The following is a 26,079-nucleotide window of genomic DNA, read 5'->3' on the forward strand; positions in this document are numbered from 1 at the left end:
TGAGAAAAACAGCGAGACAGGAGACGAGCGACGTGTCCGAGCCCGGCAGCGAAAGTGAAAACCCGGTCATCCCCGCCCCGACCCCCAAGGCGGGTCGGCCCCGGTCGAACCAGGACTGGTGGCCCAATCAGCTCAACCTGCAGGTTCTCCACCAGCACTCACCCCGGGCCAACCCCATGGGCGAGGACTTCAGCTACACAGAAGAGCTCAAGACCCTCGACGTCGACGCGCTGAAGCGGGACATCTTCGAGGTGATGACGACGTCGCAGGACTGGTGGCCGGCCGACTACGGCCACTACGGTCCGCTCTTCATCCGGATGAGCTGGCACGCCGCCGGCACGTACCGCATCGAGGACGGCCGGGGCGGCGGTGGCGAGGGCGCTCAGCGCTTCGCCCCCCTCAACAGCTGGCCGGACAACGCGAACCTCGACAAGGCCCGACGGCTGCTCTGGCCGGTCAAGCAGAAGTACGGCCGGAAGATCTCCTGGGCCGACCTCCTGATCTTCGCCGGCAACTGTGCCCTGGAGTCGATGGGCTTCAAGACCTTCGGCTTCGGCTTCGGGCGGGAGGACATCTGGGAGCCCGAGGAGATCTTCTGGGGGCCGGAGGACACCTGGCTCGGAGACGAGCGCTACAGCGGCGACCGCGAGCTCACAGGTCCGTTCGGCGCCGTGCAGATGGGCCTGATCTACGTCAACCCCGAGGGTCCCAACGGCAAGCCGGACCCGCTCGCTGCCGCACGTGACATCCGAGAGACCTTCCGTCGCATGGCGATGAACGACGAGGAGACCGTCGCGCTCATCGCCGGCGGCCACACGTTCGGCAAGACCCACGGTGCCGCCTCCGCCGAGTACGTCGGTCCCGAGCCCGAAGGCTGCCCCCTCGAGGGCCAGGGTCTCGGCTGGAAGAACACCTTCGGCACCGGCAAGGGCAAGGACACGATCACCAGCGGGCTCGAGGGTGCATGGACGCCCACCCCGATCACGTGGGACAACAGCTTCTTCGAGACGCTGTTCGGCTACGAGTGGGAACTGACCGAGAGCCCTGCCGGTGCGAAGCAGTGGAAGCCGAAGGGCGGCGCGGGGGCGGACGCCGTGCCCGACGCGCACGACCCGTCGGTCAGGCACGCGCCGATGATGGCGACGACGGATATCGCGTTGCGGCTGGACCCGGCCTACGAGCAGATCTCCCGGCGCTTCATGGAGAACCCGGACCAGCTCGCGGATGCGTTCGCCAAGGCCTGGTACAAGCTGCTTCACCGCGACATGGGACCCGTCTCCCGCTACCGCGGTCCGTGGGTTCCGGAGCCGCAGCTGTGGCAGGACCCGGTCCCGCCGGTCGACCACGACCTGGTCGGGGACCAGGACATCGCCGCGCTCAAGGAGAAGCTCCTCGGATCGGGGCTGTCCATCTCCCAGCTGGTCTCCACCGCGTGGGCGTCGGCGGCCAGCTTCCGGGGCACCGACATGCGCGGCGGGGCCAACGGTGCGCGGATCCGCCTTGCGCCGCAACGGGACTGGGAGGTCAACAACCCGGCCGAGCTGGGCACCGTGCTGCAGACCTTGGAGCAGATCCAGCAGGAGTTCAACGGCTCGCAGTCCGGCGGGAAGAAGGTCTCCCTCGCGGACCTGGTCGTCCTGGGAGGAAGCGCCGCCGTCGAGCGAGCGGCGAGGAACGCCGGCCACGACGTCACCGTCCCGTTCGTGCCGGGCCGCACGGACGCCTCCCAGGAGCAGACCGACGTGGAGGCGTTCCGGGTCCTCGAACCGACCGCCGACGGGTTCCGCAACTACCTCCGGCCCGGGGAGAAGCTGCCCGCGGAGGCCCGGCTCCTGGACCGGGCCAACCTGTTGACGCTGACCGCGCCCGAGCTCACGGTGCTGATCGGCGGCATGCGGGCGCTGAACGCCAACGCAGGTCGATCCCCGCACGGCGTCTTCACCGACCGGCCCGAGACGTTGACCAACGACTTCTTCGTGAACCTGCTCGACGGGAGCACGGAGTGGAAGGCCTCCGCTTCGGCGGAGAACGTGTTCGAGGGTAGGGATCGCGGCACGGGCGAGATCAGGTGGACCGCCACGGCCGTCGACCTCGTCTTCGGTTCCAACTCACAGCTCCGAGCGATCGCGGAGGTCTACGCGACCGACGACGCAGGGGAGAAGTTCGTCCGCGACTTCGTGCGGGCGTGGGTCAAGGTGATGAACCTCGACCGGTTCGACCTGGCCTGATCCCGACGTCCAGGTCGGCCGCACGCCGGCCGGCCTGGACCTCCTCGGGGACGGTGGGGGCCCGCCGGCGGGCGCGGCCGTGATGGCAGGATGCGGTGCGTGACGATCATTGCGGCAGCGGACGGTTCGGCGCTCGGCAACCCCGGTCCCGCGGGCTGGGCGTGGTACGTCGACGACGCCTGTTGGGCGGCCGGTGGCTGGGCCCACGGGACGAACAACAAGGCGGAGCTGACGGCCGTACTCGATCTGCTGCAGCAGACCGCACACCTCTCCGAGGACCTGCTCGTCTACTGCGACAGCACCTATGTCATCAACTCGATCACCAAGTGGATGGTCGGCTGGAAGCGACGCGGGTGGAAGAAGGGTGACGGCAAGCCCGTCCTCAACGTCGAGATCATGAAGGCGCTGGACACGGCGATGGTGGGTCGCCGCGTCGAGTTCGCGTGGGTGAAGGGGCACTCCGGCCACCCGCTCAACGAGGCGGCCGACCGCCTGGCCAACCGCGCGGCTGCGTCGTGGAAGGAGAGCGCGGCTCCGCTGCCGGGGCCGGGCTTCGAGGGTGCCGTGACCCGCCACCCCGAGGACCGCCCGGCTCCGGTGTACGACGACGTGGACCTCTTCGGCGGTCTGTGACCACTCAGCGCTGCGGGTGCAGCTCCCGGGCCCCGGACGCACTGACCCTGCCGGCAGGCTGGGCCGGCATGCGGCGTCACTCCCGTACGCCGTACCCGCCTCCACCGGGTGTCTCGACGACGAACACGTCGCCGGCCCGGACTGGCACGGAGTCCCGCCCGCCGACCTGCTGGAGGCTGCCGTCGGTGTGCTCGATCCACTGGCGACCCAGTGCGCCAGGTGCGCCGCCGGCCATGCCGTAGGGCGCGACTCGACGATGGCTGCTGAGCAGGGTGAGCGTCATCGGCGCGAGGAAACGCAGCCGACGGCGCCCGCCCGAGCCGCCGCGGTGCCGGCCCGCGCCGCCGCTGCCGTGCCGGATCTCGTAGGCCTCGAGCCGCACCGGGAACCGCCACTCGAGGACCTCGGGGTCGGTCAGCCGGGAGTTGGTCATGTGCGTCTGCACGACGTCGGTACCGGCGAAGCCGGGACCGGCGCCGGAGCCGCTCGCCACGGTCTCGTAGTACTGGTACCGGTCGTTGCCGAAGGTCAGGTTGTTCATCGTGCCCGACCCCTCGGCCTGCGCCCCGAGCGCGGCGTACAGCGCCCCGGTCACCGCCTGCGAGGTCTCGACGTTGCCGGCGACGACCGCGGCCGGATAGCTGGGCGCGAGCATGCTGCCCTCGGGGATGGTCACCTCGATCGGCTCGAGGCAGCCGGCGTTGAGCGGGATCTCGTCGTCGACGAGCGTGCGGAACACGTAGAGGATCGCCGCCATGGTGACCGAGGAGGGGGCGTTGGAGTTGTCCGGTTGCTGCTCCGACGTACCGGTGAAGTCGATGTGGGCAGACCGCTGTTCGCGGTCGACGGTGATCGTGACCTCGATGACGGCTCCGGAGTCGAGCTCGTAGCGGTAGCTCCCGTCGTGCAGCGCGGAGATGACGCGGCGCACCGCCTCGGCGGCATTGTCCCGCACGTGCCCCATGTAGGCCATCACGACGTCCACGCCGAAGTCCTCGACCAGGGAGCGGAGCTCCGAGACGCCCTTCTCGTTGGCCGCCAGCTGCGCCCGGAGGTCCGCCAGGTTGTCCTGGGGGCTCCGGGCCGGGAACTCTCCTCCGGTCAGCAGCGCGAGCATCTCCGCATCGCGCATCCTGCCGTCCCGGGTGAGCAGGGCGTTGTCGATCAGGACGCCTTCCTCCTCGACCCGGCGGCTGAAGGAGGGCATCGAGCCCGGTGTGATGCCACCGACCTCGGCATGGTGGCCGCGAGAGGCGACGTAGAACAGGATGTGCTCGGTCTCGTCGAAGACCGGGGTCACCACAGTGATGTCGGGCAGGTGGGTGCCCCCGCGGTACGGGTTGTTGAGGACGTAGGAGTCGCCGGGCCGCATCCGCCCCGCGTTCGCCTCGATCACCGCCTTGATGGACTCGCCCATCGACCCCAGATGGACCGGCATGTGCGGGGCGTTGGCGATCAGACGGCCGTCGGTGTCGAAGAGCGCGCAGGAGAAGTCGAGCCTCTCCTTGATGTTGACGGAGTTGGCAGTGGCGCGGAGCCGCTCACCCATCTGCTCCGCGATGGACATGAACAGGTTGTTGAACAGCTCGAGCATGACGGGATCCACGTCGGTGGTGGCCGCGGGGTCCCTGGGCCGGGCCTCCACCCGCCGCAGCATCAGATGGCTGTGGTCGGTGACCCGAGCCTGCCAGCCCGGGTCCACCACCGTGGTGGCGTTGGCCTCGGCGATGACGGCGGGTCCCGCGATCACGTCGCCGACGGAGAGGTCCTCACGCCGGAACAGGTCCACCTCTGTCCAGGCATCGGTGTACATCCGGACCCTCGAGGCAGGACGCAGCGCGCCTTCGCGGGCCGTGCTCGCCACCTCGTCGGGGTGGGAGTCGGTGCGTGCGGTCAGCTCCACCGACACGGCCTCCACGACGACGGGACGTTCCGGCATGAGGAACGAGAACCTGCGCCGGTAGAGACGCTCGAACTCCTCGAGCATGCCGTCGACGTCACCGCACAGAACCTGGACGGTGGTGTCGGTGCCGCCGTACTTGAGGTGGGCGCGGCGGACCACGTCCACCCGCTCACCAGGGACCCCCTGGTCGGACAGCTCGCGGGTCCCGTCCTCGACGAGCGGGGCGAGCGCGGCGTCGAGCCCGCTTTCGCCGAGCTCTGGAAGGGCTGTCTCCACGGCCTTCTCGCGGGTGGCCGTGACGTCGGCGAGGCCCATGCCGTACGCCGAGAGGACGCCGGCGAAGGGGTGGATGAGGATCTGGGTCATGCCGAGCGCGTCGGCAACGGCGCAGGCGTGCTGACCACCCGCGCCGCCGAACGTGGACAGGGTGTAGCGGGTGATGTCGTGGCCGCGCTGCACCGAGATCTTCTTGATCGCGTCTGCCATGTTGTTGACGGCGATGCGCAGGAAGCCCGCGGCCACCTCCTCGCGGCTGCGACCGTCACCGATCGTGCGGGCGAGGTCCCCGAAGGCGCGCGTCACCTCCTCGGCATCGAGAGGCTCGTCGCCGTCGTCGCCGAAGACGGTCGGGAAGTGGGCCGGCTGGATGCGCCCCAGCATGACGTTGGCGTCGGTGACGGTCAGCGGGCCGCCCTTCCCGTAGGCCACCGGCCCGGGGTCGGCGCCTGCCGACGCGGGCCCGACGCGGTACCGCTGGCCGTCGAACTGCAGGATCGACCCGCCTCCCGCGGCCACGGTGTGGATGCTCATCATCGGGGCGCGGACCCTCACGCCGGCGATCTGGGTGTCGTACTGCCGCTCGAACTCCCCGGCGTAGTGGGACACGTCGGTCGAGGTCCCACCCATGTCGAACCCGATCACCCGGGTCAGCCCGGCCGCCTGCGCGGTCCGTGCCATCCCGACGATGCCGCCGGCGGGGCCTGACAGGATCGCGTCCTTGCCGCGAAAGTGGTGCGCCTCGGTGAGACCGCCCGAGGAGCGCATGAACTGGCACTTCACTCCTGGCAGCGCGCTGCTCACCTGGTCCACGTAGCGCCGCAGGATCGGCGAGAGGTAGGCGTCGACGATCGTGGTGTCGCCCCGCGAGACCAGCTTCATCAGCGGGCTCACCTCGTGGGACAGGGAGACCTGGGTGAAGCCGACCTGGTGGGCCAGCTCGCCGATCCGGAGCTCGTGGGCCGGGTTGCGGAAGGCGTGCATGAGGACCACCGCCACGCTGCGGAAGCCCCGGTCGAAGGCCTCGTGGAGCTCGCGCCGGACCGACCCGGGCTCGAGCGGGGTCACCAGCTCCCCCTCGGCGTCGAGCCGCTCGGTCGCCTCGATGACCACGGAGTGCAGCAGGTCGGGCAGCTCGATGTGCCGGGCGAAGATCTTGGGCCGGTTCTGGTAGGCGATGCGCGGCGCATCCGCGAAGCCGCGGGTGGTCACCAGCACGGTCGGCTCGCCCGTGCGCTCCAGCAGGGCGTTCGTGGCGACCGTCGTCCCCATCTTCACCGCGGCGATGTCCTCGACCGGGATCCGTTCACCGTCACCGAGCCCGAGCACCTCCCGGATCCCGGCGATCGCGGCGTCGTCGTACCGCTTCGGGTTCTCCGAGAGCAGCTTGTGGGTGACCAGTGTCCCGTCCCCACGACGGGCGACCACGTCGGTGAAGGTGCCGCCACGGTCGATCCAGAACTCCCAGCGTCCGGCCATGAGACCCATTATCGGGCTGGCGAGCCCGGCCGGCCCTCGGTTCCACGTCGCCGCGGTCCCGACCGTCGGGCTTCTCCCTGCCGGTGACCTCCCTCGGCCGAGGGGAGCGTGAGAAGGGGCCCGCTGCTTTCGTCGCAGCGGGCCCCTTCGTGTGCTGGGTCAGAGCAGGTAGTCCTGCGTCTGCGGATTCAGCATCGGCAGCTGCTTCGCGCCGGCCACGGAACGGTCGCTGAAGCGCAGCGTGTCCAGGCCGCGCGAGATGTCGTTGACCACGACCAGACCGTTGTACCAGTACGTCGACCAGGCGTTGGACTGCATGTCGAAGAAGCCGATCTCGGTCGGGGCCGACGGGTCGGTCAGGTCCACCACCGACGTCCCGGACCCGTAGGCGGAGGCCACGAGCACGTAGCGGTCGGCGAGCGGCACGTAGTTGAAGTTGTGGTACGTGCTGGTCTCCTCCCGGGGGATGCGCAGGTGGCTCAACGGCACGGACGGGTCGGCGACGGCGTAGGTCCAGATCGCGCCGAACGGCTCCTTGGCGGGACCGAAGTACTCGTCCCCGAAGGTCACGTACCTCCCGTCCGGCGTGAACGCGGCCGAGTGCCAGATGTCGACGTCCGGCGTGTCGATGTCCGCGGTCACCTTCGGCGCGAGCGGGTCGGAGATGTCCCAGAGCTGTCCCTGCGACAGGCACGCCGCCGCGGCGGTCTTCGTCGGCGAGAGCACGGTGATGTCGTGGCACGCGAAGAACGGCTCGGCGCCGTACTGCGCACCGAAGAGGTCCACGCCCTTGATCGTCGGCTCGGCGACGACCCGTGCTCCTTGCCCGGCAGCGGCGTCGGTCCCGTCGACCTGGACCACCGAGATCCGCTCGAACGGCGCCTGGCAGTCGGGGCCGAGGCTGTTCTTCGAGAGCGGGTACGACGCCACGTACACGTACGCCGTGCCGCCCTCGCCGGGCACGAGGGTGTTCGTGTGGGAGCCGCAGTCCGTCCGTACGCCCTTGATGAACTCCGGCTCCGCGGGGTCGCTGATGTCGAAGATCCGCACGCCCTCGAAGGCACCCTCGGTGCTGGCGGTGACGTTGCGGGAGCCTTCGCACCCCTCGGTGCTCTGCGGGGTGTCGACGGAGAGGAAGAGCAGGTCGCCGTGGACGGTGACGTCGCCCTGCGGGCCGTTGCAGTGCACGTCGGCGACCTCGACCGGCTCCCCGGGGTCGGCCAGGTCGATGACCCGGAAGCCGCCGTAGTGGCCGGCGAAGGCCAGGGTGCCCTTGAACGCCAGGTCGGAGTTCACACCGCCGCGGTGCTCGGCGGTGCTGAGCAGGTGCATGTTCTGGCTGTAGCCGTCGGCGGGGCTCGCCGGGGGCGGTGGCGGCACGGAGCCGTCGTCCCACGGTTCGTGGGCTGTTGCGGGCAGCGCCGTGGCGGTGGCCATCACCGCGACAGCGAGCCCGACGAGGATGCGGGGTCGACGCATGGAACCTCCAGGATCGGGAGCGTCCGCTCTGGGACGCCCGGGGCACGCCCGAAGGCGTGGCGGTCACGCTAGAAGGGGCGTCCCCTGCCGGCAATGCGCCGAACATGCAGGTATGTGCGTTGCAGAAACCTGCGGCACTGAAGGCGAGAACACGCTATTGCGACGTAGATCACACTTCAGCCAGAATGTCGCGAATCGGACCACCAGGCGGGCGGTCCTCCCGGAAGAACGGACTGTTCCCATGCGACTTCCTGTTCGGAGGATCGCGCTCACCTTCAGCGCGCTCATGCTCCTCGTCGCGGCACCACCCGTCGTTGCTCACGAAGACCATGGCGGCACGTGGGACCCGAGCCCGACGAGCCAGACCAAGAACCTCAAGATCGTCGGCAGCGCCCCCAAGACCAGCGACGTCCCCTCGTACCGGAACTCCGACCTCGCTTTCTGGGGCCGGACGGTCTTCGCCGGCAACTACGAGGGCTTCCGCACGATCGACGCGAGCGACCCCGAGAACCCGAGGGTGCTCAGCGACTTCGCGTGCGCCGGGTCCCAGAACGACGTCTCGGTGTGGAAGGGGTTGCTGTTCGTCTCCATCGACTCTCCGCTGACCGCCCCGGAGTGCGGTAGCCCGCGGTCGTTGGACGCGGAGGGGCACACCACCCCCGGCTTCGAGGGGATCCGGATCTTCGACGTGCACGACCCCGAGCAGCCGGCCTACGTGGGCGCGGTGGCGACGGACTGCGGTTCGCACACCCACACGGTGGTCCCGGACAAGGCGGACCCAAGCCGTGTCCTCCTGTACGTCTCGTCCTACCCGTCGGGCGAGCTCGCGGAGTCGGCGTACGGCAACTCCTGCTCACGTGTCGGCGAGGGACACAGCAAGATCTCCGTGGTCGAGGTGCCGCTGGGCGACCCCGCGAGCGCGTCGGTGGTCAACGAGCCGCGGCTCGAGCTCAACGACTACAAGGGGAACGCCGGGTTCCGCGGCTGTCACGACATCAGCGTCTTCAGCGCGATCGACCGTGCCGCGGCTGCGTGCATGCAGGAGGGACAGATCTGGGACATCAGCGACGTCGAGAACCCGACGACGATCGCGCGCATCCACAACCCGGCCTTCGACTTCTGGCACAGCGCGACCTTCACGTGGGACGGCAGCACCGTCCTCTTCGGTGACGAGGCAGGCGGCGGGACGTCCCCGCGCTGCCGGGCGACCGACCCTGACACGGTGGGCGCGATCTGGCTGTACGACCTCGCGTCGCTCGACAACAGGGACGCCACGACCCCGGAGACCCCGCTGAGCCACTACAAGATCTCGCGGGTCCAGGGTGAAAACGCGCGGTGCACCATGCACAACTTCAACGTGCTCCCGGTCGAGGGCCGGTACGTCGGCGTGTCGGCCGCGTACTCCGGTGGGACGACCGTCTTCGACTTCACGGATCGCGAGAACCCGGTCGAGATCGCGCACAACGACCCGCACGGGGCGAACACCTGGTCCTCGTACTGGTACAACGGCCACGTCTTCACCAACGACACCGGGCGCGGTATGGACGTGATGTTGCTCGCCGATCCGGTCAGGGCCGGTGCGAACAAGCTTCCTCACCTCAACCCGCAGACGCAGGAGTCGCTGATCGGCTGACGTTGCCGGGTTTGCCCCGGTCCACGAGGAAGCGGCCCTCACCGTCACGGTGAGAGCCGCTTCCGTCTGCCCGGTCCACCGGGCGGTGGCGGCCCCCGCCGTGCAGGGGCGGCGGGGGCCGGCCGCCAGTGGGGCGGCGTGGTGTCGGCTGCGCATCGGGGGCCGCGGCGCGCTACGCTTGGTCCACCACCGCCTCTCGACAACGTGCATCGTCGCGTGACGACCGTTGCCCGGGTCGGTGGCCCGGCCGTCGACCGACGGCCGTGGGTTCCACGCCGTGGGCGGGCCGTCGGGGCCCGACGCAACGATCTCTCGCAGATCCGTGGGACCGCGTCGCGTCGCGGAGTCGCCTTCCGGGGCTTCTCCGCTCGACGTCCATATCGCCCCGGCCGCACGACCGCGTGCGGGTGTCGCCACCCGCAGCGGCGAGCGTGCCGGGCACTCCAGAGGAGGAGCCTGTGGCTCGACGAGGCCAGCGTCAACCGGCCGCTCGCCGTACCGCCCCGCGACAGCAGCGACGTGTCCGGCCCCGCGACAACGAGGGCATCATCCCGGTGCTCGCCCGCGCCGTGCGGGAGGTCGAGACGGCCGCCAAACGCGGACCGGTGACGTCGTCGGTAGGCACGAAGTTCCAGGTCATCGCCCTGCTGGTGCGCGACGAGCGTGCCCGCGTCAAGGCTGACGACACCAGCAGCGACGCTCACCGGGCCGAGCAGCTCAAGCGCCTCGACGGGATCGCGACGATCCTCGCGCAGACCGCCGCCCGTGACACCTCGCTCTTCGCGCTGCTCGCCGAGGATGCCGTCCTCTCCGACGCTGCCAGGGCGCTCAAGCGCGACATGCAGAGGGCGGCCGGTATCGAGACGGGCCCCGAGCCCGCGCCCACGGAGCCCGCGGCCGCGACCGCCCCCACCAAGCGCCGGGTCGTGCCGCAGTCGATCGTCTCGCGACAGCTCGCCAACCCCTTCCTCGCGCCCGACTTCTCGGCCGCCAAGCAGAGCGAGGCCCGTCCGCGACGGCTTGCCGGCTGGGAGCTGCTCGGCCCGCTCTTCAGGTCGTTCGAGTACGCCGGCGGCGCCCCGGCGTGCATGGCCCTGCCCGAGCCGTCCTCGCGCCGGGCCGCCGGTGACCTGGAGCTGATGTCGCACCAAGCGCAGGTGGTCGCCGCGGCCGCGGCCGGTCACCGGACCTTCCTGCTCGCCGACGAGCCCGGCCTGGGCAAGACGGCCCAGGCGCTGCTCGCCGCGCAGGCGGCGAACGCCTACCCGCTGCTCGTGGTCGTGCCGAACGTCGTCAAGACCAACTGGGCCCGCGAGGCCGGCCTCTGGACCCCCAACCACCCGGCCACCGTGATCCACGGCGACGGTGACACGATCGACGGCTTCGCCGACATCGTCGTCGTCAACTACGAGGTGCTCGACCGCCACGTCGGCTGGATCGGCGATCTCGGCTTCCGCGGCATGGTCGTCGACGAGGCGCACTTCATCAAGAACAAGACGTCGCAGCGCTCGCAGCACGTGCTGGAGCTCTCCGAGCGCATCCGTTCCCGCATCGCGCGTCCTCTGCTGATGGCGCTCACCGGCACCCCGCTGATCAACGACATCGAGGACTTCCGGGCCATCTGGCAGTTCCTCGGCTGGATCGACGAGAAGCGGCCCCTGGCCGAGCTGATGAACGCGCTCGAGGAGACAGGACTGGAGCCGGGTGACCCCGGGTTCTACCCGGCGGCTCGCAACTGTGTGGTCGACCTCGGCATCGTCCGCCGTCGCAAGGTCGAGGTCGCCGCCGACCTCCCCGCCCGCCGGATCGCGGACCTTCCCGTCGAGCTCGACGACGAGGCCGGCCGTTCGATCCGCGAGGCCGAGCGCGAGCTCGCCCGCCGCCTCGTGCACCGTTACGAGACCGCCCTCGCCACGCGCACCTCCGGTGCCGTCGTCGAGGGCATCGACCACGACCTCGTACGCCGGGTCGCCACGTGGGAGCGGGAGGACACCACCACCACGAAGAGCGACGAGAACGTGTTCAGCATGATGCGACGCATCGGCCAGGCCAAGGCGGGCCTCGCGGCCGACTACGCGGCCCAGCTCGCGCGCAGCGTCGGCAAGGTCGTCTTCTTCGCCAAGCACGTCGACGTGATGGACGTCGCCGAGGAGACCTTCGCCAAGCGGGGGATCGGCTTCGCGTCGATCCGCGGCGACCAGACCCCGTCGTCGCGGCAGAAGAACATCGACGCGTTCCTGAACGACCCCGACGTCCACATCGTGGTCTGCTCCCTGACCGCGGCCGGGGTGGGCCTCAACCTGCAGGTCGCCTCCAACCTGGTGCTGGCCGAGCTCTCGTGGACCGACGCGGAGCAGACACAGGCCGTGGACCGCATCCACCGCATCGGCCAGGAGGAGCCCGTCACCGCGTGGCGCATCATCGCCTCGCAGACCATCGACACCAGGATCGCGGAGCTGATCGACAGCAAGGCGGGGATCGCGGCCAGGGCGCTCGACGGATCGGACGACGAGGTGGCGTCGTCGGCCGACGTGCAGCTCGAGGCGCTCGTCGCGCTGCTGACGGACGCGCTGTCGGAGTCGGCGTAGCGGCTGTGCCGGGGAGGCACCGACCCCACCGGGACGCCGCGCCGGTCGTCGCGACCGGGCGACCCCGGTAGCAGACCGGGTTCGGGGTGCCCGGGCGGGCACCCCTGCGGGCAGGCCGTCTCGATGTCCTAGGCTGCGGAGCCGGAGCGGGGGAGCAACCGGCACAGAAGGACACGAGGTCATTGCCCGGACAGCACTCGGCAGCCCCCCGGCGGAGACGACGGCGGACGGCCCCTCGCCCCCTGCTCATCCTGCTGGCCGTGCTGTGCGTCGCGCTCCCGGTTGCCCTGGGTGTCCAGCACGTCGCGAACCCGACCCTCCTGGGACTCGGCGGCTGTTCCGGCTCACAGACGGTCTCGGTCGCCGCGGCCGAGGAGAGCGTCGAGGTTCTCCGCGAGGTGGCGCTGAGCCTGGAGGAGGGTGGCGCCGAGGCGGACGGTCGCTGTGTGGACTACCGGGTGTACGCCGCCGACCCCTCCGAGGTCTCGAGGTCGCTGGACGCACGTGCCGCCGGAGCTCCCGACCTGTGGGTGCCGGACTCGGCAACCTGGCTGGAGCGCATCGACGGGTTCGAGGGGCAGCCGACGGTGGTCTCACGGTCCCTGGCCCGGTCCCCGGTGGTCGTCGCCGGTCGGGGCCTGGTGCGGCCGGAGTCCTGGCGCGAGGTGCTGTCGCGCGACGACGTCAGGTTCGTGGACCCGGTGAGGAGCTCGGCGCCGGCTGCGGCGCTGCTCGCCCTGAAGGCCGAGCCGGGATCGACCGGGGCGGACGTCGACTCGGTGATGGTGCCGCTCGCCCAACGCCTCGGTGACGACAGGGACGCGCCACGCGACGTGACCGAGCTCGCCCTGGACCCGGGGGGTGCGGCGGTCCTGAGCGAGCAGCAGCTGCTGGACCTGAGGGCGCAGGGGCTGGGCCGTGACCTCGACGTACGGGTCCCCGGGACCGGGACGATGGTGCTGGACTACCCGCTGGTGGCGCTGACCGAGGGGTCCGTCGGTGTCGAGGCGGCCGAGCAGCTGGCCGACCGGCTGGGGAGCCCCGACGGTGCCGAGCTGCTGGAGGTGGCCGGGTTCCGGTCCGCCGACCTCGAGCCCCTGCCGCGGGACCGCGGTGCCGGACAGCTCGACCTGCTGCGAGCGCCGGGAGCCGAAGCCGTCGCCACCACGCTCCGGCGCTGGTCGGTGCTGACGGTTCCGTCGCGGATCCTCGGTGTCTTCGACGTGTCGGGCTCCATGGACGAGGTGGCCGGTGGTCGGACCAGGGTGTCGCTGGCGTCGGAGGCCTCGGCGGCGTCGATGGGCATGTTCGCCGACCAGTCCCAGGTCGGGATGTGGGCGTTCTCCGTCGGACTCGGTGGCCCGGACCGGGACTACCGGGAGCTGGTCCCGATCAGGCGGCTGGACGCGCGAGTCGGCGGCGAGAGCCAGCGACAGGCGCTCGGTGGTGCGCTGGCGGAGCTGCCCGGCCTGACGTACGGCGGGACGGGCCTCTACGACACGACCCTGGCCGCCGTTCGCGCCGTCCGGGCCGGCTACGACGACGAGGCGGTCAACTCCGTGGTGCTGTTGACCGACGGCCGGAACGAGGATCCGGGGAGCCTCGCGCTGCCCCAGCTGCTCCACACGCTGCGCGCGGAGCGCGACCCCGCCCGGCCCGTCGCAGTCATCGCCATCGGGGTCGGCCCCGACGCGGACGCCGAGGCGCTGAGCCGCATCGTCGCGGCCACCGGTGGCCGCAGCTACGTGGCCCGGAACCCGGCGGCCATGGGCAAGGTGTTCGAGACCGCCCTGTTGAGCAGGTGACGGTCAGGCGGTGACCCTCGGCCGTCCGGGCCGTGGCGGGGATCCCGACCAGGGCGTGGACCGCTGAAGATCCGCACGGTCTCCTCGGGGTCGCGCACCGCTGGCGGTGAGAGCATCGAGGGGATGACCGATCGACCGGACGTGCACGACCACCCGGCCCAGCCTCTCGACCCTGTCCTGGTGCGACGCTGGTTCCAGGGCCTGTACGACACGCCGCTGCTCTTCTCCGGGATCCTGGACCGCGACGGCCGGGTCCTCGCCGGGAACACCCTGTCCATCGAGGGGTGCGGGCTGGACCGGGCCACGATCCTGGGCCGACCGTTCTGGGCGGGTGGATGGTGGAGCCCCGACCCCGCCGTCTCCGAGCAGGTCCGCCGCTGGTGCGAGGACTCGGTGCGGACCGGGGAGGCGGTGCGAGCTCGCAGCCGGTACTTCCTCGGTGACGGCCGGGAACGCGTGGTCGACCTGGCGTTGTACCCGGTCCGGGACGAGGACGGCGTCGTCACGCACATCGTCGCCACGGGCAGCGACGTCACCGAGGTCGCGCTCGCGCAGCGGGAACGGCAGGAGCACCAGGAACGGGAGCTGACGCTGCTGCGCGCTGCCGAGCGGCTGGCCGCCGACCGTCTCGACCAGCTGTCGGCGATCGCGCTCGCCCTGGTCAGCGCCGAGACGGTGCGGGACCTGGAGCGCATCGTGCTCGACGACTGCCTGAAGGTACTGGGCGCCGACGGTGGTGTCCTCGCGGTACGCGACGACGAGGCCGACCTGGTCAGGCTGGCGATCAGCGACCGGCCCGGGGCGGACGCGCCGGTCGGCTACGCGGAGCTGCCGCTGACCAGTCCGCTGCCGGCGCCGTACGTGGCCAGGACGGGCGAGACGCTCCTGTTCCGTACCAAGGACGCGGGCCTCGCCTGGTCCCCGGCCACCCAGGCCCTGTACGACGCGACCGGACGGGTGGCGTGGGCGACGCTCCCGTTGCAGGTGGGTGACCGGCTGTTGGGCGCCCTCGGGGTGTCATGGTGGTCCGAACGCGAGTTCGGCGAGGACGAGCTGGGCCTGCTGCGGGGCGTCGCCGCGCAGTGCGCCCAGGCGCTCTACCGGGTGCGGCGTCGCGAGGCGGACCTGGCCGCCGCCGACTCGGCACGGCAGATGTCGGAGATCCTGCAGCGCTCGTCGCTGACGCAGCCGACCACACCGGACGCGCTCACCATCGCGGTGCGTTACCAGCCGGCGGAGCAGGCCGCCCAGATCGGCGGTGACTGGTACGACGCCTTCGTGGACGCCTCCGGCGCCACGGTGTTGTCGGTCGGGGACGTCAACGGGCACGACCAGATCGCGGCGGCGGCCATGGGGCAGGTCCGCAACCTGCTGCGTGGCCTCGCCTTCGACACCCACGACGGCCCCTCCCGCCTGCTCGCCCGCCTCGACGCAGCGCTGCGAGGTCTGCAGCTCGACACGCTGGCAACCGCGGTCGTGGCCCGCATCGACGAGGACCCGGCGCAGGCGCAGGCCGGCACGCGCCGGCTCCGGTGGAGCAACGCCGGGCACCTTCCCCCGCTGCTGCGTCGTGCGGACGGCACCGTGACCCGCCTCGAGGCGGAGCCCGACCTGCTCCTCGGGGTCACGCCCGAGACGCCACGGCACGAGCACACCGTCGACCTGGTGCAGGGCTCGACGCTGCTGCTGTACACCGACGGACTCGTCGAGAGGCGGGCCGAGAGCATCGACCAGGGCATCGACAACCTCGCCGCGGCGCTCGCGGACCTGGGCCACCTCGAGTCCCAGCAGCTCTGCGACGCGCTCGTCGAGACCGCGGCCATCGCCGGCGCCGGTGACGACGACATCGCGCTGCTGGTGCTGCGACTGTGACCGCTGCAACGGACGCTCGACGTGGTCACGAAGAACATGGAGTCCGCCGGTTGAGGCGTCGCGCAGACCCGGCGCGGTCGGGTCTGCGCACCCCGACCGCACCGGGCGTGGTCAGCGCTTCTTCGGAGCCTTCTTGGCCTTGGGAGGCAGGGTCGACACGTGCGCGAACGCCCGCTCCACCCACGCCGCCGCCAGCTCCGGGTGGTCCGCCCACGCGTCGGGCAGGGAGAGGTAGCCGCCCATCGGGCGCTCGGGCGGGCCGAACGGGCCTGCCCCCTCGACCGTCTCTAGCTCGGCACGGTCGGACTCGGACAGCTTCACGCCCACCGCGGACCCGAACAGCCCGGCGAACATGTTCCCGTTGACGAAGGCTCCCAGGTTCCCGAACATCGGCTTGACCTCCACCTGCGGGGTCGCAGGCATCAGGTCGCGGAAGCGGTCCTTGTCACTCTCGGACGGCCTGGGCATCTGCATCCCGGATCTCCTGTCGTGCTCGTCAGATGTCGGTGGTCGGTTCAGGCCGAGGTACGGCCGGAGTAGGCGATGAGGCGCTCGAGCACGTGGGCGTCGGGTGCGACCTCCACCGCGGGGGCGAACGCGCCGCCCTCACGAGCCTGGGGGGTGATGACCTGCTCGGCGAGCTGAAGGACGTACTCCGTCACCTGCTCGGAGACGACGACCTTCTGGCCGGTGGCCTCGGCGACGTCCCAGGCGTGGATCAGGAACTCGAGCGAGAGGATGTTGGCGGCCAGGTCGGCGGGCATCTCGTTCGGCCCGACCGTGACCGACCCTTCGAGACCGCGCCGGTTCCAGGCCTCCAACGCCTGCTGCGCCGCGTCGGCCACGCGCACCTCGGGAGTGCCTGTCGCGTCGACCTCGACGGTCCCGCCCGCCATCGCGCCGAGTCCGGTGAGCGAGTCCACGAGGTGGTCGACGAACTGGCGCACGGTGAACTCGCTGCAGGGGGTCGGCGTGTCCAGGTCGGCCTCGGTCAGCCCGCGCAGAACGTGCTGGCACACGGCCAGGGTCGCGTCCGCGGAGGTGAGCTTGTCGAGCTGGGCAGGGGCGGCCGCCCACTCGTCGGGCCCGGCGTCCCCGGTGACCGCGGCGTGCTCCAGACGGTCGAAGAAGTGGTCCCAGCCCTCGAGATGGCTGACCTCCTGCTCCGCGGTCAGGCCCTCGTGCACCAGCCTGACGAGGGTGCCTCCCTCGGTGGGCTCCAGGGTCAGCGTGACCGTGGAGGTGTCCGGGGCCAGGTCGTCCGACCCCTCCCAGCCCCAGCCGAACACGACGCGCCGGCCCGGGACCACCTCGCGGAAGGAGCCGGAGGCCACGTGGCCGGGTACGACGGTCCAGCGGTAGTCACCGCCGGCGCGGAGGTCGACGCGGGCGGACACGGTCTGCCAGCGGCGGAGTCGCTCCGGCTCGGTGACCAGGGCGAACGCCTCGTCGGGGGACACGGGCAGGAGGGTGGTCTTCTCGGCGGTCATGTGGGTCTCTCCCAATCTGTGAAGGTGCGGTGGGGCAGTGCGTGTGCGTCGGCGGTGAACTGGGCCAGCTCGTCGGTCCAGAACCGGTCCATCTCGGCGCGGAGCCGGGCCATCCCGTCGGGAAGCACCTCGTAGAACCGTTGTCGGCCCTGCTTGCGGTGGGTCACCAGGCCGACCTCGGCGAGCACACCGAGGTGCTGCGAGATCGCGGAGCGGGTCACCGGGAAGTTCGCGGCGACCTCGGTGACGGTGTGTGGCCCCGAGGCGAGCAGCTGCAGGATTCTGCGGCGGTTCGGCTCGGCTGCAGCGGACAGGAGGTCGGGCACAGGCAATACGTTAGCCGTGACTAACGCATTCGTACAAGCGGACGGGTCTCCGGGTGGTTCTTGTGGGGCGTGGACAACCGCATGCCCGCGACGCACACTGAAAAACGCCGGCGGTCGGCTGCCGGATCCAGGCCCTCGAGAAAGGCACCGACATGGCGACACGCACACCGGAGGAGGTCTTCGCCCACCACGGCCAGGCCCTCGGCAGCGAGGACCTCGAGGGGATCCTCGCCGACTACGCAGACGACGCGATCCTGGTCGTGCAGAAGAAGGTCTACCGCGGCAGGGACGGCGCGCGGGAGGTGTTCACCCAGCTGCTCGCCGACCTGCCGCAGGCGAAGTGGGAGCTGGAGACCGTGTTCGTCGACGACGTGCTCTACCTGGAGTGGAAGGCCACCGGAGGCGGGCGGAAGGTCGAGGACGGCATCGACACGTTCGTCTTCCGGGACGGCATGATCCGCGTGCAGACGGTCGTCTACACCGTCGGGCCGGCCTGACCCTCCGGGTCACCGGCGCTCTCGACGGGCGGGGCGCCCGGCGTACTGGCCTGGGCGGTGTCGCCCCGGCCGGCGTCGCTCTGGGCGGCGTCGTTCTGGGCGTCGTCGTCCTGGGCGACGAACTCGTAGCGGTGGCCGTAGGTCTGGGCCAGGGCCTCGATCGCCGCGACGACCGGCACCGACACCAGCGCGCCCAGCGGCCCGAAGAGCGCGGCGCCGGCGACCACGGCGCCGAAGGCGACGGCGGGATGGATCTCCACCGTCCGCGAGGTGATCCGCGGTGCGAAGAAGTAGTTCTCCACCTGCTGGTAGACGACGCCGAAGGCGACCACCCACAGCGCGTCCAGGGGCTGCTGCGCCAACGCGATGAGCGCCGGCACCGCGATCGCCAGGTACGTGCCCACCGTCGGGATGAACTGCGAGACGAGCCCGGTCCAGATCGCCAGCGGCAGCCAGTAGGGGACACCGAGGAACCAGAGGAAGGCCCCGGTCAGGAGGCTGCTCAGCAGCGCCAGCAGCAGCCGTGACACCACGTAGCCGCCAGTCTTCACGACGGCGATCTCCCACACGGTCGAGATGACCAGCTGCTGTCGCGGCGGGAACCACCGCGACACGGTCTCGCGCAGCTGGGGGCCCTGAGCGGTCATGTAGAAGGCGAACAGGATCAGGGTGAGCGCCTGGAAGAGCAGCCCGACCAGCGACGACAGGATGCCGACCACGCCCGGCGTCAGCTCCTGGGCGAGCTGCTGGATCCGCTCGGGGGTCAGCTGGAGCGAGTCGTTGATGTCCTGGGGCTGGAAGGTCGTGCCCAGGGTGCGGTTCATCCAGTCCACGACGTCGCCCACCACGCCGGGGAGGGCGGTCACGAGCTCGGAGAGCTGGTCCACGAGCAGCGCACCGAACACGACCAAGAAGGCCACGGAGCCGGCGGCGAGGCCGAACATGACGATGGCGGTCGCGAGGCCGCGACGCATGCCCCGCCGGACGCCGACGTCGACGAGCGGCTCCACGGTGATGCTGAACAGCCAGGCCAGGAACAGCAGCCCGAGGAAGCTGCGCAGGTTGTAGAACAGCCACTCCGCGACCTGCAGCGCTGCGACGGCGAGCAGGATGAAGATGACACCCCGCCGGAACCAGGGGGGTACCCGCGGCGACCGCCCGCGCCGTCCGGCGGCTGCGTCGTCCTCGCTCGAGGTGAGCGCTCCGGCCACGTGTCACCCGCCTCGTCGACCGTCCTGGTACGTCGCCACGCCCGCGCGGGCGCGACGTCGGGCGGCGACACCGCCGCCGCCTCCATCATGGTCGTCGCCTGCCGCTCGCGCGCGGCGAACGCCGATCTTCCCACGTGCGCCGGGAGCTCCCCGCCGGGCGGTGAACCGGACCACGGGCATCCACTGCCTGATCCGCACGTCCAACTTCGGCAGAGTCCCGGCGCCGGCCGGACACCGGGCGCCGGGCACACGTCAGACGTTCAGGGTCTCCATCAGGTGGAGCTTCGCCGACTGAGCGGCGAGCTGAATCGCGCCGACCAGGCTGGCCCGCTCTCCCAGGCCGGACCTGACCACTGACGGGGGGAAGAGGGTCATCGTCTGCGCCAGCTCTCCGGCGCGCGCGATGAGCAGGTCGTTCGCCCCGACACCACCGGTGAGGATGACCGTCTCGGGGTCGATGACCGCGCAGAGGGAGGCGATGACCGAGGCGACCCGGGTGCACTCCTCCTCCACCAGGGATGCCGCCGGCTCCTCGCCTTCGGCCGCCCGGACGAAGAGCTCCTCCACCGTGACGGGCGGAGGAGCGGTCCACCCGGACCGCGTTCGTGCGGCCGCGAGGAGACTCAGGCCTCCGGCCTCGTCGTGCGCGGCCGCGTCGACCTTGCGCCGGCTACCGAACGGCGGCAGGAACGCGACCTCCCCGGCAGCTCCGTGCGCGCCCCGGAGCAGGACTCCCTCGTGGACGATCCCGGCGCCGATCCCGGCTCCGACCGCGACCACGGCGAAGGTCTCCAGACCTCGGGCGACCCCGCGCCATCGCTCTCCCAACGCCGCCAGGTTGACGTTGTTGTCGAGTACCACCGGGGCGCTCAGGGCGTCGCTCAGTGGAGTCCGGAAGTCGAAGGCCGTGAACTGGTCGATGTTGGAGGCGTAGTGCACGGTGCTGCCGTCGGCTCCGACGACGCCGGGGACGGAGACCGCGACCCGGGTGGGCGTGGCTCCAGCCGCCTCCGACGACTTGAGCACGGAGTGCACGAGGTCGATCGCCTGCTTGGTGATGGCCGGGCCTCCGGCCTCCGCGGTGGGCTCGTTGCCCTCCGCGAGCAGCTTTCCGCGGAGGTCGGTGATCGCGACTCGCAGGTTGCTGCCGCCGATGTCCACAGCGGCCAGGATTCCGGCCCCGGGGGCCACCTCGTAGAGCGTGGCGGATCGGCCGGGCGACCCGCTCTGCTGGCCGGTGACCGCCACGAGCCCCAGGCTCTCCAGCTGCTGCACTGCCGCGAAGACGGTCGGGCGCGAGAGGGCGCAGGCCGACGCGACGAGTGGCCGCGTTACCGGATCCTGCTCCTCGAGGAGGAACGCCAGCACACGTTGGACGCCGGACTGCTGAGCGGCGACCTGCACCTGCATGTGCCCTCCTGAATCCCTTGACGGCCTTCTCGGCTGCTGACTATATTGCCAATCAATAAGCAAGTTGCCTAATAAATGGAGCTCTCATGGTGAGGAACTCTTCGACGGCCTCGGAGATCTTGGCGGTCAGGCCATCCCGGCGAGGTTTTCTCATCGGCGGCGGTGCCGTGGGGCTCGCGGGTCTCCTCGCGGCGTGCGGGCTCGGCGGTGGGGGCGAGCAGGGCGCGGCCGGCAGCGGGAAGGGCGACATCCGAGCCCTGTTCATGAAGCAGGCCGGCTACTCGGAGGAGAACATCAACGAGATGGTCTCCGCCTTCCAGAAGGCGACCCCTGAAATCAAGGTGAGTGCCGACTTCGTCTCCTACGAGGCGTTGCACGACAAGATCGTCGCCGCGGCACCGGCCGGCACGTACGACGTCGTGCTCATCGACGTCATCTGGCCGGCCGAGTTCGGCAGCAAGAACGTCGTCGCTGACGTGACCAACCGGTGGCCGGCGTCGTGGGAGCAGCAGATGCTCGGCGGCGCGGTGGCGACCCCGCAGTACGACGGGAAGTTCTACGGGGTGCCGTGGATCCTCGACACCAAGTACCTCTTCTACAACTCCGCGCACCTGCAGAAGGCCGGCGTGGACGCGGCCCAGCTCGATACGTGGGACGGGGTGCTGGACGCGGCGCGTGCGCTGAAGTCGGGTGGTGTCGTCGAGTACCCGCTGATCTGGTCCTGGCAGCAGGCAGAGGCGTTGATCTGCGACTACGCCCAGCTGCTCGGCGCGTTCGGGGGCAGCTTCCTCGATGACAGCGGCCAGCCCGCGTTCCAGCAGGAGGGCGGTGTGCAGGCGCTCGAGTTCATGCGGCAGACGATCGTCGACGGGCTCAGCAACCCCACCTCGACCCAGTCGCTCGAGGAGGACGTCCGCAGGGTCTTCTCGTCGGGCCAGGCGAGTCTCGCCCTGAACTGGACATACATGTACGGCCTGGCCAACGACCCGGCCGAGAGCCAGGTGCCGGGCGACGTGCAGGTTCTCCAGACCCCGAGCGGACCGTCCGGCCGTCCGGGTGTGAACGGCAGCATGGCGCTCGCGGTCGCGGCGGGCAGCCAGAACCAGGACGCCGCCTGGAAGTTCGTCGAGTACGTCACCAGCCAGCAGGTCCAGGAGAAGTACGCCCTCAGCTCCCTGCCGGTGTGGGAGAGCTCCTACGACGACCCCGCCGTCGTGAAGACCAACCCCGCGGTCGTCCCGCAGGCGAAGAAGCAGCTGGGCGACCTGATCCTCCGCCCCCAGGTGGAGAGCTACAACGCCATGTCGCAAGCCCTGCAGGCAGAGATCCAGCTGGCCCTGCTCGGTGACAAGACGCCGCAGCAAGCCCTGGACGACGCAGCCTCCAAGGCTTCGTCGCTGCTGGAGTCTTGAGCGCCGCGTCGACCCCTCGCCGTCTCCGGCGTCGGGTGGCTGGCTCGGGTGGCGGCAAGGGTGAGGGACGTTTCGCCCTGCTCCTGCTCCTGCCGGCCGCCGTAGTCGTCTTCGGTGTGGTGCTGTACCCGGTCGTGCGGACCTTCGTGGTCTCGCTCTACGACATCACCAGCCCGATGCCGGGCTCCTACCCGTTCGTCGGGTTGGACAACTATGTGAAGGTCTTCCAAGACAGCGCCTTCTACACCGTGCTCGGGCACACCATGTACTTCACGCTGGTGTCGACGTTCCTGGAGCTGACGCTGGGGATCGCCGTCGCGTTGCTGCTCAACGCTCCGCTGAAAGCGCGGTGGCTGTGGCGTAGCATCGTCGTCCTGCCGTGGGCCCTGCCGACCATCGTCAACGGTGCGCTGTGGCGCTGGATCTACAACGGCCAGTACGGCGCACTGAACGGACTGCTCGACACCGTGGGCATCTCCGACACCCCGGTCCAGTGGCTCGGGACGCCGTTCCTGGCGCTGAACATGGTCATCGTCGCCGACGTCTGGAAGAACACCTCCATCGTGGTCTTCTTCATCCTCGCCGGACTGCAGACCATTCCAGACGACCTGTACGAGGCTGCGCGCATCGACGGGGCCAGCGCGTGGCGCGGCTTCTGGCGTATCACGATGCCCCTGCTCGCCCCGGCCATCGCCGTGGTCCTGATCCTGCGCACGATCGAGGCGTTCAAGGTCTTCGACATCATCTACGTGATGACAGGCGGTGGACCGGCGAGCGGCACGCAGACGGTCGCCTTCTACACCTATCTCCAGGCCTTCTCCAATCAGCTCTTCGGCTATGGGGCCGCGCTGGCGTACCTCATCGTCCTGGCGGTCTTCGCACTCGCCATGGCCTACCTCCGGCTCCTGCGGCAGGGGCAGATGGCAGGTGTCGAGTGAGGCCCGGCAGGCGCTACATGATCGGCATCCACGTCGCCGCGGTGGTGATGGCGCTGGTGGTCCTCGCGCCGTTCGCGTGGTTGCTGATCTCCAGCGTCTCGCCCTCCGCGGAACTGCTCTCGCCGCATCCTCACTGGTGGCCCGAGAACCCCACGCTCGAGCGGTACAAGGCGATCTTCAGATCGGCGCCCGGTGAGGCCGACGTGGCCGCCAACTTCCGGCAGGCCATGGTCAACAGCTTCATCGTCGCCACGCTCACGACCCTGGTGTCGCTGGTGGTCGGCGCGCTCGGCGGCTACGCCTTCGCGCGGTTGAAGTTCCGGTTCCGGCGTACCTCGCTGTTCACCTTCCTCGCGATCTACATGCTCCCGCCGATCGCCCTGGTGATCCCGCTCTACCTTGCCCTGGCCAACCTCGACCTGCTCGACACGAAGACCGGCCTGGTGATCACCTACTGCTCGATCGTCACGCCGTTCTGCCTGTGGACGATGAGCAACTACTACCTCAGCCTGCCGGCGGACCTGGAGGAGGCGGCTCGGGTCGACGGGTGCACACGACTCGGCGCGCTGGTCCGGGTGATCCTGCCGCTCGCGCGGCCAGGACTTCTCACCACCGGCATGTTCGGGTTTCTCCTTGCCTGGGACGAGTTCCTCTACTCGCTGATCTTCACCTCGACCACCCAGTCCAAGACGATCCCCGTGGCCATCGCGGAGTTCACCGGGAAGTACTCCTCCGACTTCGGCCTGATCGCCGCCGGTGGCGTCCTGGCCACCGTTCCGCCACTCGTCCTCGCGCTGCTGTTCCAGCGCTACATCGTCGGAGGCCTGACCTCCGGAGCAGTGAAAGGCTGACCCTGTTGCGATTCCAAGAAGGCATCGACGCCCAGCCGGCGGTGCTGGCAGCCAGCGCCAAGGCAGTGCAGGACGCCCTGCCGCGGTTGGCTCCGCCCGACCCGGGGTCGGTGGTTGCCCTGGTCGGCATCGGTGCGAGCGAGCACGTGGCCAGGAGTGTCGCGCCGGTCTGGCGCGACCTCGGTCTACGAGCGTTCGCCGTGCCGGCGTCGGAACTGCTGGAGGCCGGACCGGTGGCGGACGTGTACGTGGGGATCAGTGAGTCCGGGCGGAGCGCCGAGACCGTGGCCGCTCTGCGGCAGGTCACCGTGCGACGCGTCGGGGTCACGAACTTCGTCGACTCCGTGCTCGCGGAGGTCGTCGACGAGCTGCTGCCCATGGAGAGTGGGCCGGACAGTCCCGTCTACACGACGGGGTACTCGGCAACGCTCCAGACCATGGGGCTTCTCGGCGAGCACTGGAGCGGCACGACCAGTGACTGGTCCGCCTTGCCCGGGTTGGCCGAACGGGTGATCGCGGAGGCCAAGCCGGTCGTCGAGTCCGTGGCCGAGCGGTTCGACCGTGCGCGCATCATCGACGTAGTCGGCTCGGGGGCGTCCAACGCCACCGCCGGCGAAGGGGCACTTCTCCTGCGGGAGGCGGCCAGGGCTCACACCGCGGCGCACGAGACGTACAACTACCTGCACGGCCCGATGGAGCCGGTCGACGACAGCTGCGCCTGCATCGTCGTAGGTGACGACCGGGAGGTACGACTGGCTCGCGAGCTGAGCGGCCTCGGCTGCCAGACGCTGCTCGTCACGCGACGGTCGGACGTGGAGCCCGACGAGGCACTCACCGTCCTCACGCTGCCGGAGCCCCCGTCCGCACTCGCCGGGACGGTGCTGGAGATCCTGCCGCTGCAGCTGCTCGGGTGGAGCCTCGCCGCCCGACGCGGCCTGCGAGCCGACGGCTTCCGTTACGAGCAGGACGACATCAAGCTGGACGGCCGATGAGCCGGTCGCTGCACGTCATCGGGAACGTCCAGCTCGACGTGCTGGCGAGCTCGGTCACCCGCCTTCCCCAGCCAGGAGGGGACGACGTGATCGAGCGCATCGCGGTACGGCCCGCGGGCGCTGCAGGCAACGTGTCGCTCGCGCTCGCCGCCCTAGGGGTCCAGCATCGCCTCTTCGGCGCCGTCGGCGACGACCAGGCCGGACGGTGGGTGGCAGATGAGCTGCGAAACGCAGGCGTGGCCGCGGACCTTCAGGTGTACGCGGGGCGGGAGACCGGTATCTCGATCGCCCTCGAGGCACCGGGCCGGGAGCGCGCCTTCCTCACGGCGCACGGTGTTCTCGCGGACTATGACGAGTCCGACCTCCCGGGTGAGGCGTCACAGGCAGGCCTGGTCCTGGTCACCGGGTACTTCTCCCTGCCGGGCCTTCGCGGTGATGCGACACGGGACCTTCTCCGGAGGGCTCGAGAGCAAGGCGCGGTCACGATCTTCGACACGGGATGGGACCCGGATGACTGGACGGGAGACGCGGTGCAGGAGGTGCTGCGGATGCTCCCGTACGTCGATGTCTTCCTTCCCAACGAGTCCGAGGCTGTCGCGCTGACCGGGCAGACGGACCCCAGGAGGGCAGCGGAGCAGCTGGGGGAACACTGTGCCGGATGGGTGGTCGTGAAGCTCGGGGAGCGAGGTGTGGTCGCGCGGAGCCCCGAGGGGGAGCTCGTCGCGGTCTCGGCGCCGCCCGTCACCGCGATCGACACCACGGGGGCCGGTGACAGCCTGGCCGCGGGAATGCTCTCCGAGCTCGTCGATGGCGCCGACATGACGACCGCGCTGGCGACGGGGGTACGCGTCGCCTCGACGGTGGTGGGGCGTGAGTCGGTGTCGCGGTATCCCGCACGAGACGAGCTCATCCCACTGCTCCCGCACGACCTCTGGCAGAGCGGGGAGTCCGCGCAGATCGGTTGAGCCCAGGCGCGACGGCGCGCCGGTGTTCCCGCCGACGACAGAGACCAGGGGCCCTCCTCCGTGACGGAAGAGGGCCCCTGGCCTCGAGTCT

At 70.4% G+C, this 26,079-nt stretch carries 19 protein-coding genes; 12 read left to right on the top strand and 7 right to left on the bottom strand.

From position 1 onward, the window contains the following. Positions 1–32 precede the first annotated feature (32 nt). Both katG and K1X13_RS11865 read left to right on the top strand, forming a co-directional pair. On the top strand, positions 33–2,228 hold the full coding sequence (gene katG / locus K1X13_RS11860; RefSeq protein WP_221025253.1) for a catalase/peroxidase HPI: 2,196 nt from the start codon (positions 33–35) through the stop codon (positions 2,226–2,228). A gap of 99 nt (positions 2,229–2,327) precedes the next feature. Continuing rightward, entirely contained in the window at positions 2,328–2,861 is a 534-nt protein-coding gene (locus tag K1X13_RS11865) for an RNase H family protein (protein WP_308249527.1), read from the top strand. A gap of 76 nt (positions 2,862–2,937) precedes the next feature. On the opposite strand, the gene K1X13_RS11870 is transcribed toward K1X13_RS11865, so the two are convergent. Beyond that, complete coding sequence (locus K1X13_RS11870; RefSeq protein WP_225914962.1) at positions 2,938–6,519, bottom strand: hydantoinase B/oxoprolinase family protein; 3,582 nt, start codon at positions 6,517–6,519, stop codon at positions 2,938–2,940. A gap of 159 nt (positions 6,520–6,678) precedes the next feature. After that, positions 6,679–7,998, bottom strand: coding sequence for an LVIVD repeat-containing protein (locus tag K1X13_RS11875; RefSeq protein ID WP_221025256.1), 1,320 nt, complete (start codon positions 7,996–7,998; stop codon positions 6,679–6,681). A 241-nt stretch (positions 7,999–8,239) separates the two neighbouring features. Between K1X13_RS11875 and K1X13_RS11880 the strand changes: the two genes are divergently transcribed. The 4 genes from K1X13_RS11880 to K1X13_RS11895 all read left to right on the top strand — a co-directional run bounded on the left by K1X13_RS11880 (position 8,240) and on the right by K1X13_RS11895 (position 15,896). Next, entirely contained in the window at positions 8,240–9,631 is a 1,392-nt protein-coding gene (locus K1X13_RS11880) for an LVIVD repeat-containing protein (protein WP_221025257.1), read from the top strand. A 458-nt stretch (positions 9,632–10,089) separates the two neighbouring features. Then, positions 10,090–12,219 (top strand): DEAD/DEAH box helicase, encoded by a 2,130-nt coding sequence (locus K1X13_RS11885; RefSeq protein WP_221025258.1) that lies wholly within the window; start codon positions 10,090–10,092, stop codon positions 12,217–12,219. A gap of 260 nt (positions 12,220–12,479) precedes the next feature. Next, complete coding sequence (locus K1X13_RS11890) at positions 12,480–14,024, top strand: substrate-binding domain-containing protein (RefSeq protein ID WP_221025259.1); 1,545 nt, start codon at positions 12,480–12,482, stop codon at positions 14,022–14,024. A 123-nt stretch (positions 14,025–14,147) separates the two neighbouring features. Further along, positions 14,148–15,896 (top strand): SpoIIE family protein phosphatase, encoded by a 1,749-nt coding sequence (locus K1X13_RS11895; protein ID WP_221025260.1) that lies wholly within the window; start codon positions 14,148–14,150, stop codon positions 15,894–15,896. A gap of 111 nt (positions 15,897–16,007) precedes the next feature. On the opposite strand, the gene K1X13_RS11900 is transcribed toward K1X13_RS11895, so the two are convergent. Genes K1X13_RS11900 through K1X13_RS11910 form a run of 3 tightly spaced genes read right to left on the bottom strand, consistent with a single transcriptional unit; the run spans position 16,008 to position 17,712 of the window. Next, positions 16,008–16,370 carry a TfoX/Sxy family protein gene (locus K1X13_RS11900; RefSeq protein WP_221025261.1) on the bottom strand — a complete coding sequence of 121 codons (363 nt, stop codon included), beginning with the start codon at positions 16,368–16,370 and terminating at the stop codon, positions 16,008–16,010. A gap of 41 nt (positions 16,371–16,411) precedes the next feature. Next, a complete protein-coding gene (locus K1X13_RS11905; protein WP_221025262.1) occupies positions 16,412–17,386 on the bottom strand; it encodes a TIGR03086 family metal-binding protein in 975 nt (324 codons plus the stop codon). Continuing rightward, positions 17,383–17,712, bottom strand: a complete 330-nt coding sequence (locus K1X13_RS11910) for an ArsR/SmtB family transcription factor (protein ID WP_221025263.1) — start codon at positions 17,710–17,712, stop codon at positions 17,383–17,385. Before K1X13_RS11910 ends, K1X13_RS11905 begins: the two co-directional genes overlap by 4 nt. 152 nt (positions 17,713–17,864) lie before the next feature. Between K1X13_RS11910 and K1X13_RS11915 the strand changes: the two genes are divergently transcribed. Next, entirely contained in the window at positions 17,865–18,209 is a 345-nt protein-coding gene (locus tag K1X13_RS11915) for a nuclear transport factor 2 family protein (protein ID WP_221025264.1), read from the top strand. Here the strand turns inward: K1X13_RS11915 and K1X13_RS11920 are convergent. Both K1X13_RS11920 and K1X13_RS11925 read right to left on the bottom strand, forming a co-directional pair. Then, complete coding sequence (locus K1X13_RS11920; RefSeq protein WP_221025265.1) at positions 18,188–19,420, bottom strand: AI-2E family transporter; 1,233 nt, start codon at positions 19,418–19,420, stop codon at positions 18,188–18,190. The genes K1X13_RS11915 and K1X13_RS11920 overlap by 22 nt on opposite strands. 252 nt (positions 19,421–19,672) lie before the next feature. Then, on the bottom strand, positions 19,673–20,830 hold the full coding sequence (locus K1X13_RS11925) for an ROK family transcriptional regulator (protein ID WP_221025266.1): 1,158 nt from the start codon (positions 20,828–20,830) through the stop codon (positions 19,673–19,675). A 167-nt stretch (positions 20,831–20,997) separates the two neighbouring features. Between K1X13_RS11925 and K1X13_RS11930 the strand changes: the two genes are divergently transcribed. From K1X13_RS11930 to K1X13_RS11950, 5 genes are read left to right on the top strand one after another with little or no spacing between them, the layout of a single operon-like run. Next, complete coding sequence (locus K1X13_RS11930; protein WP_308249528.1) at positions 20,998–22,242, top strand: extracellular solute-binding protein; 1,245 nt, start codon at positions 20,998–21,000, stop codon at positions 22,240–22,242. A gap of 35 nt (positions 22,243–22,277) precedes the next feature. Continuing rightward, positions 22,278–23,180: a carbohydrate ABC transporter permease gene (locus K1X13_RS11935; protein ID WP_221025268.1), complete on the top strand. Its 903-nt coding sequence runs from the start codon at positions 22,278–22,280 to the stop codon at positions 23,178–23,180. A gap of 17 nt (positions 23,181–23,197) precedes the next feature. Continuing rightward, positions 23,198–24,031: a carbohydrate ABC transporter permease gene (locus K1X13_RS11940; protein ID WP_225914963.1), complete on the top strand. Its 834-nt coding sequence runs from the start codon at positions 23,198–23,200 to the stop codon at positions 24,029–24,031. Between the two features lie 5 nt (positions 24,032–24,036). Further along, positions 24,037–25,023 carry an SIS domain-containing protein gene (locus tag K1X13_RS11945; protein WP_221025270.1) on the top strand — a complete coding sequence of 329 codons (987 nt, stop codon included), beginning with the start codon at positions 24,037–24,039 and terminating at the stop codon, positions 25,021–25,023. Beyond that, the gene (locus tag K1X13_RS11950; RefSeq protein ID WP_221025271.1) at positions 25,020–25,988 is read left to right on the top strand and encodes a carbohydrate kinase family protein; all 969 of its coding nucleotides are present in this window, start codon (positions 25,020–25,022) and stop codon (positions 25,986–25,988) included. Before K1X13_RS11945 ends, K1X13_RS11950 begins: the two co-directional genes overlap by 4 nt. Positions 25,989–26,079: the final 91 nt, after the last annotated feature.

The organism is Nocardioides jiangsuensis, assembly GCF_019679455.1.
GTDB classification, from domain to species: Bacteria; Actinomycetota; Actinomycetes; order Propionibacteriales; family Nocardioidaceae; genus Nocardioides_C; species Nocardioides_C jiangsuensis.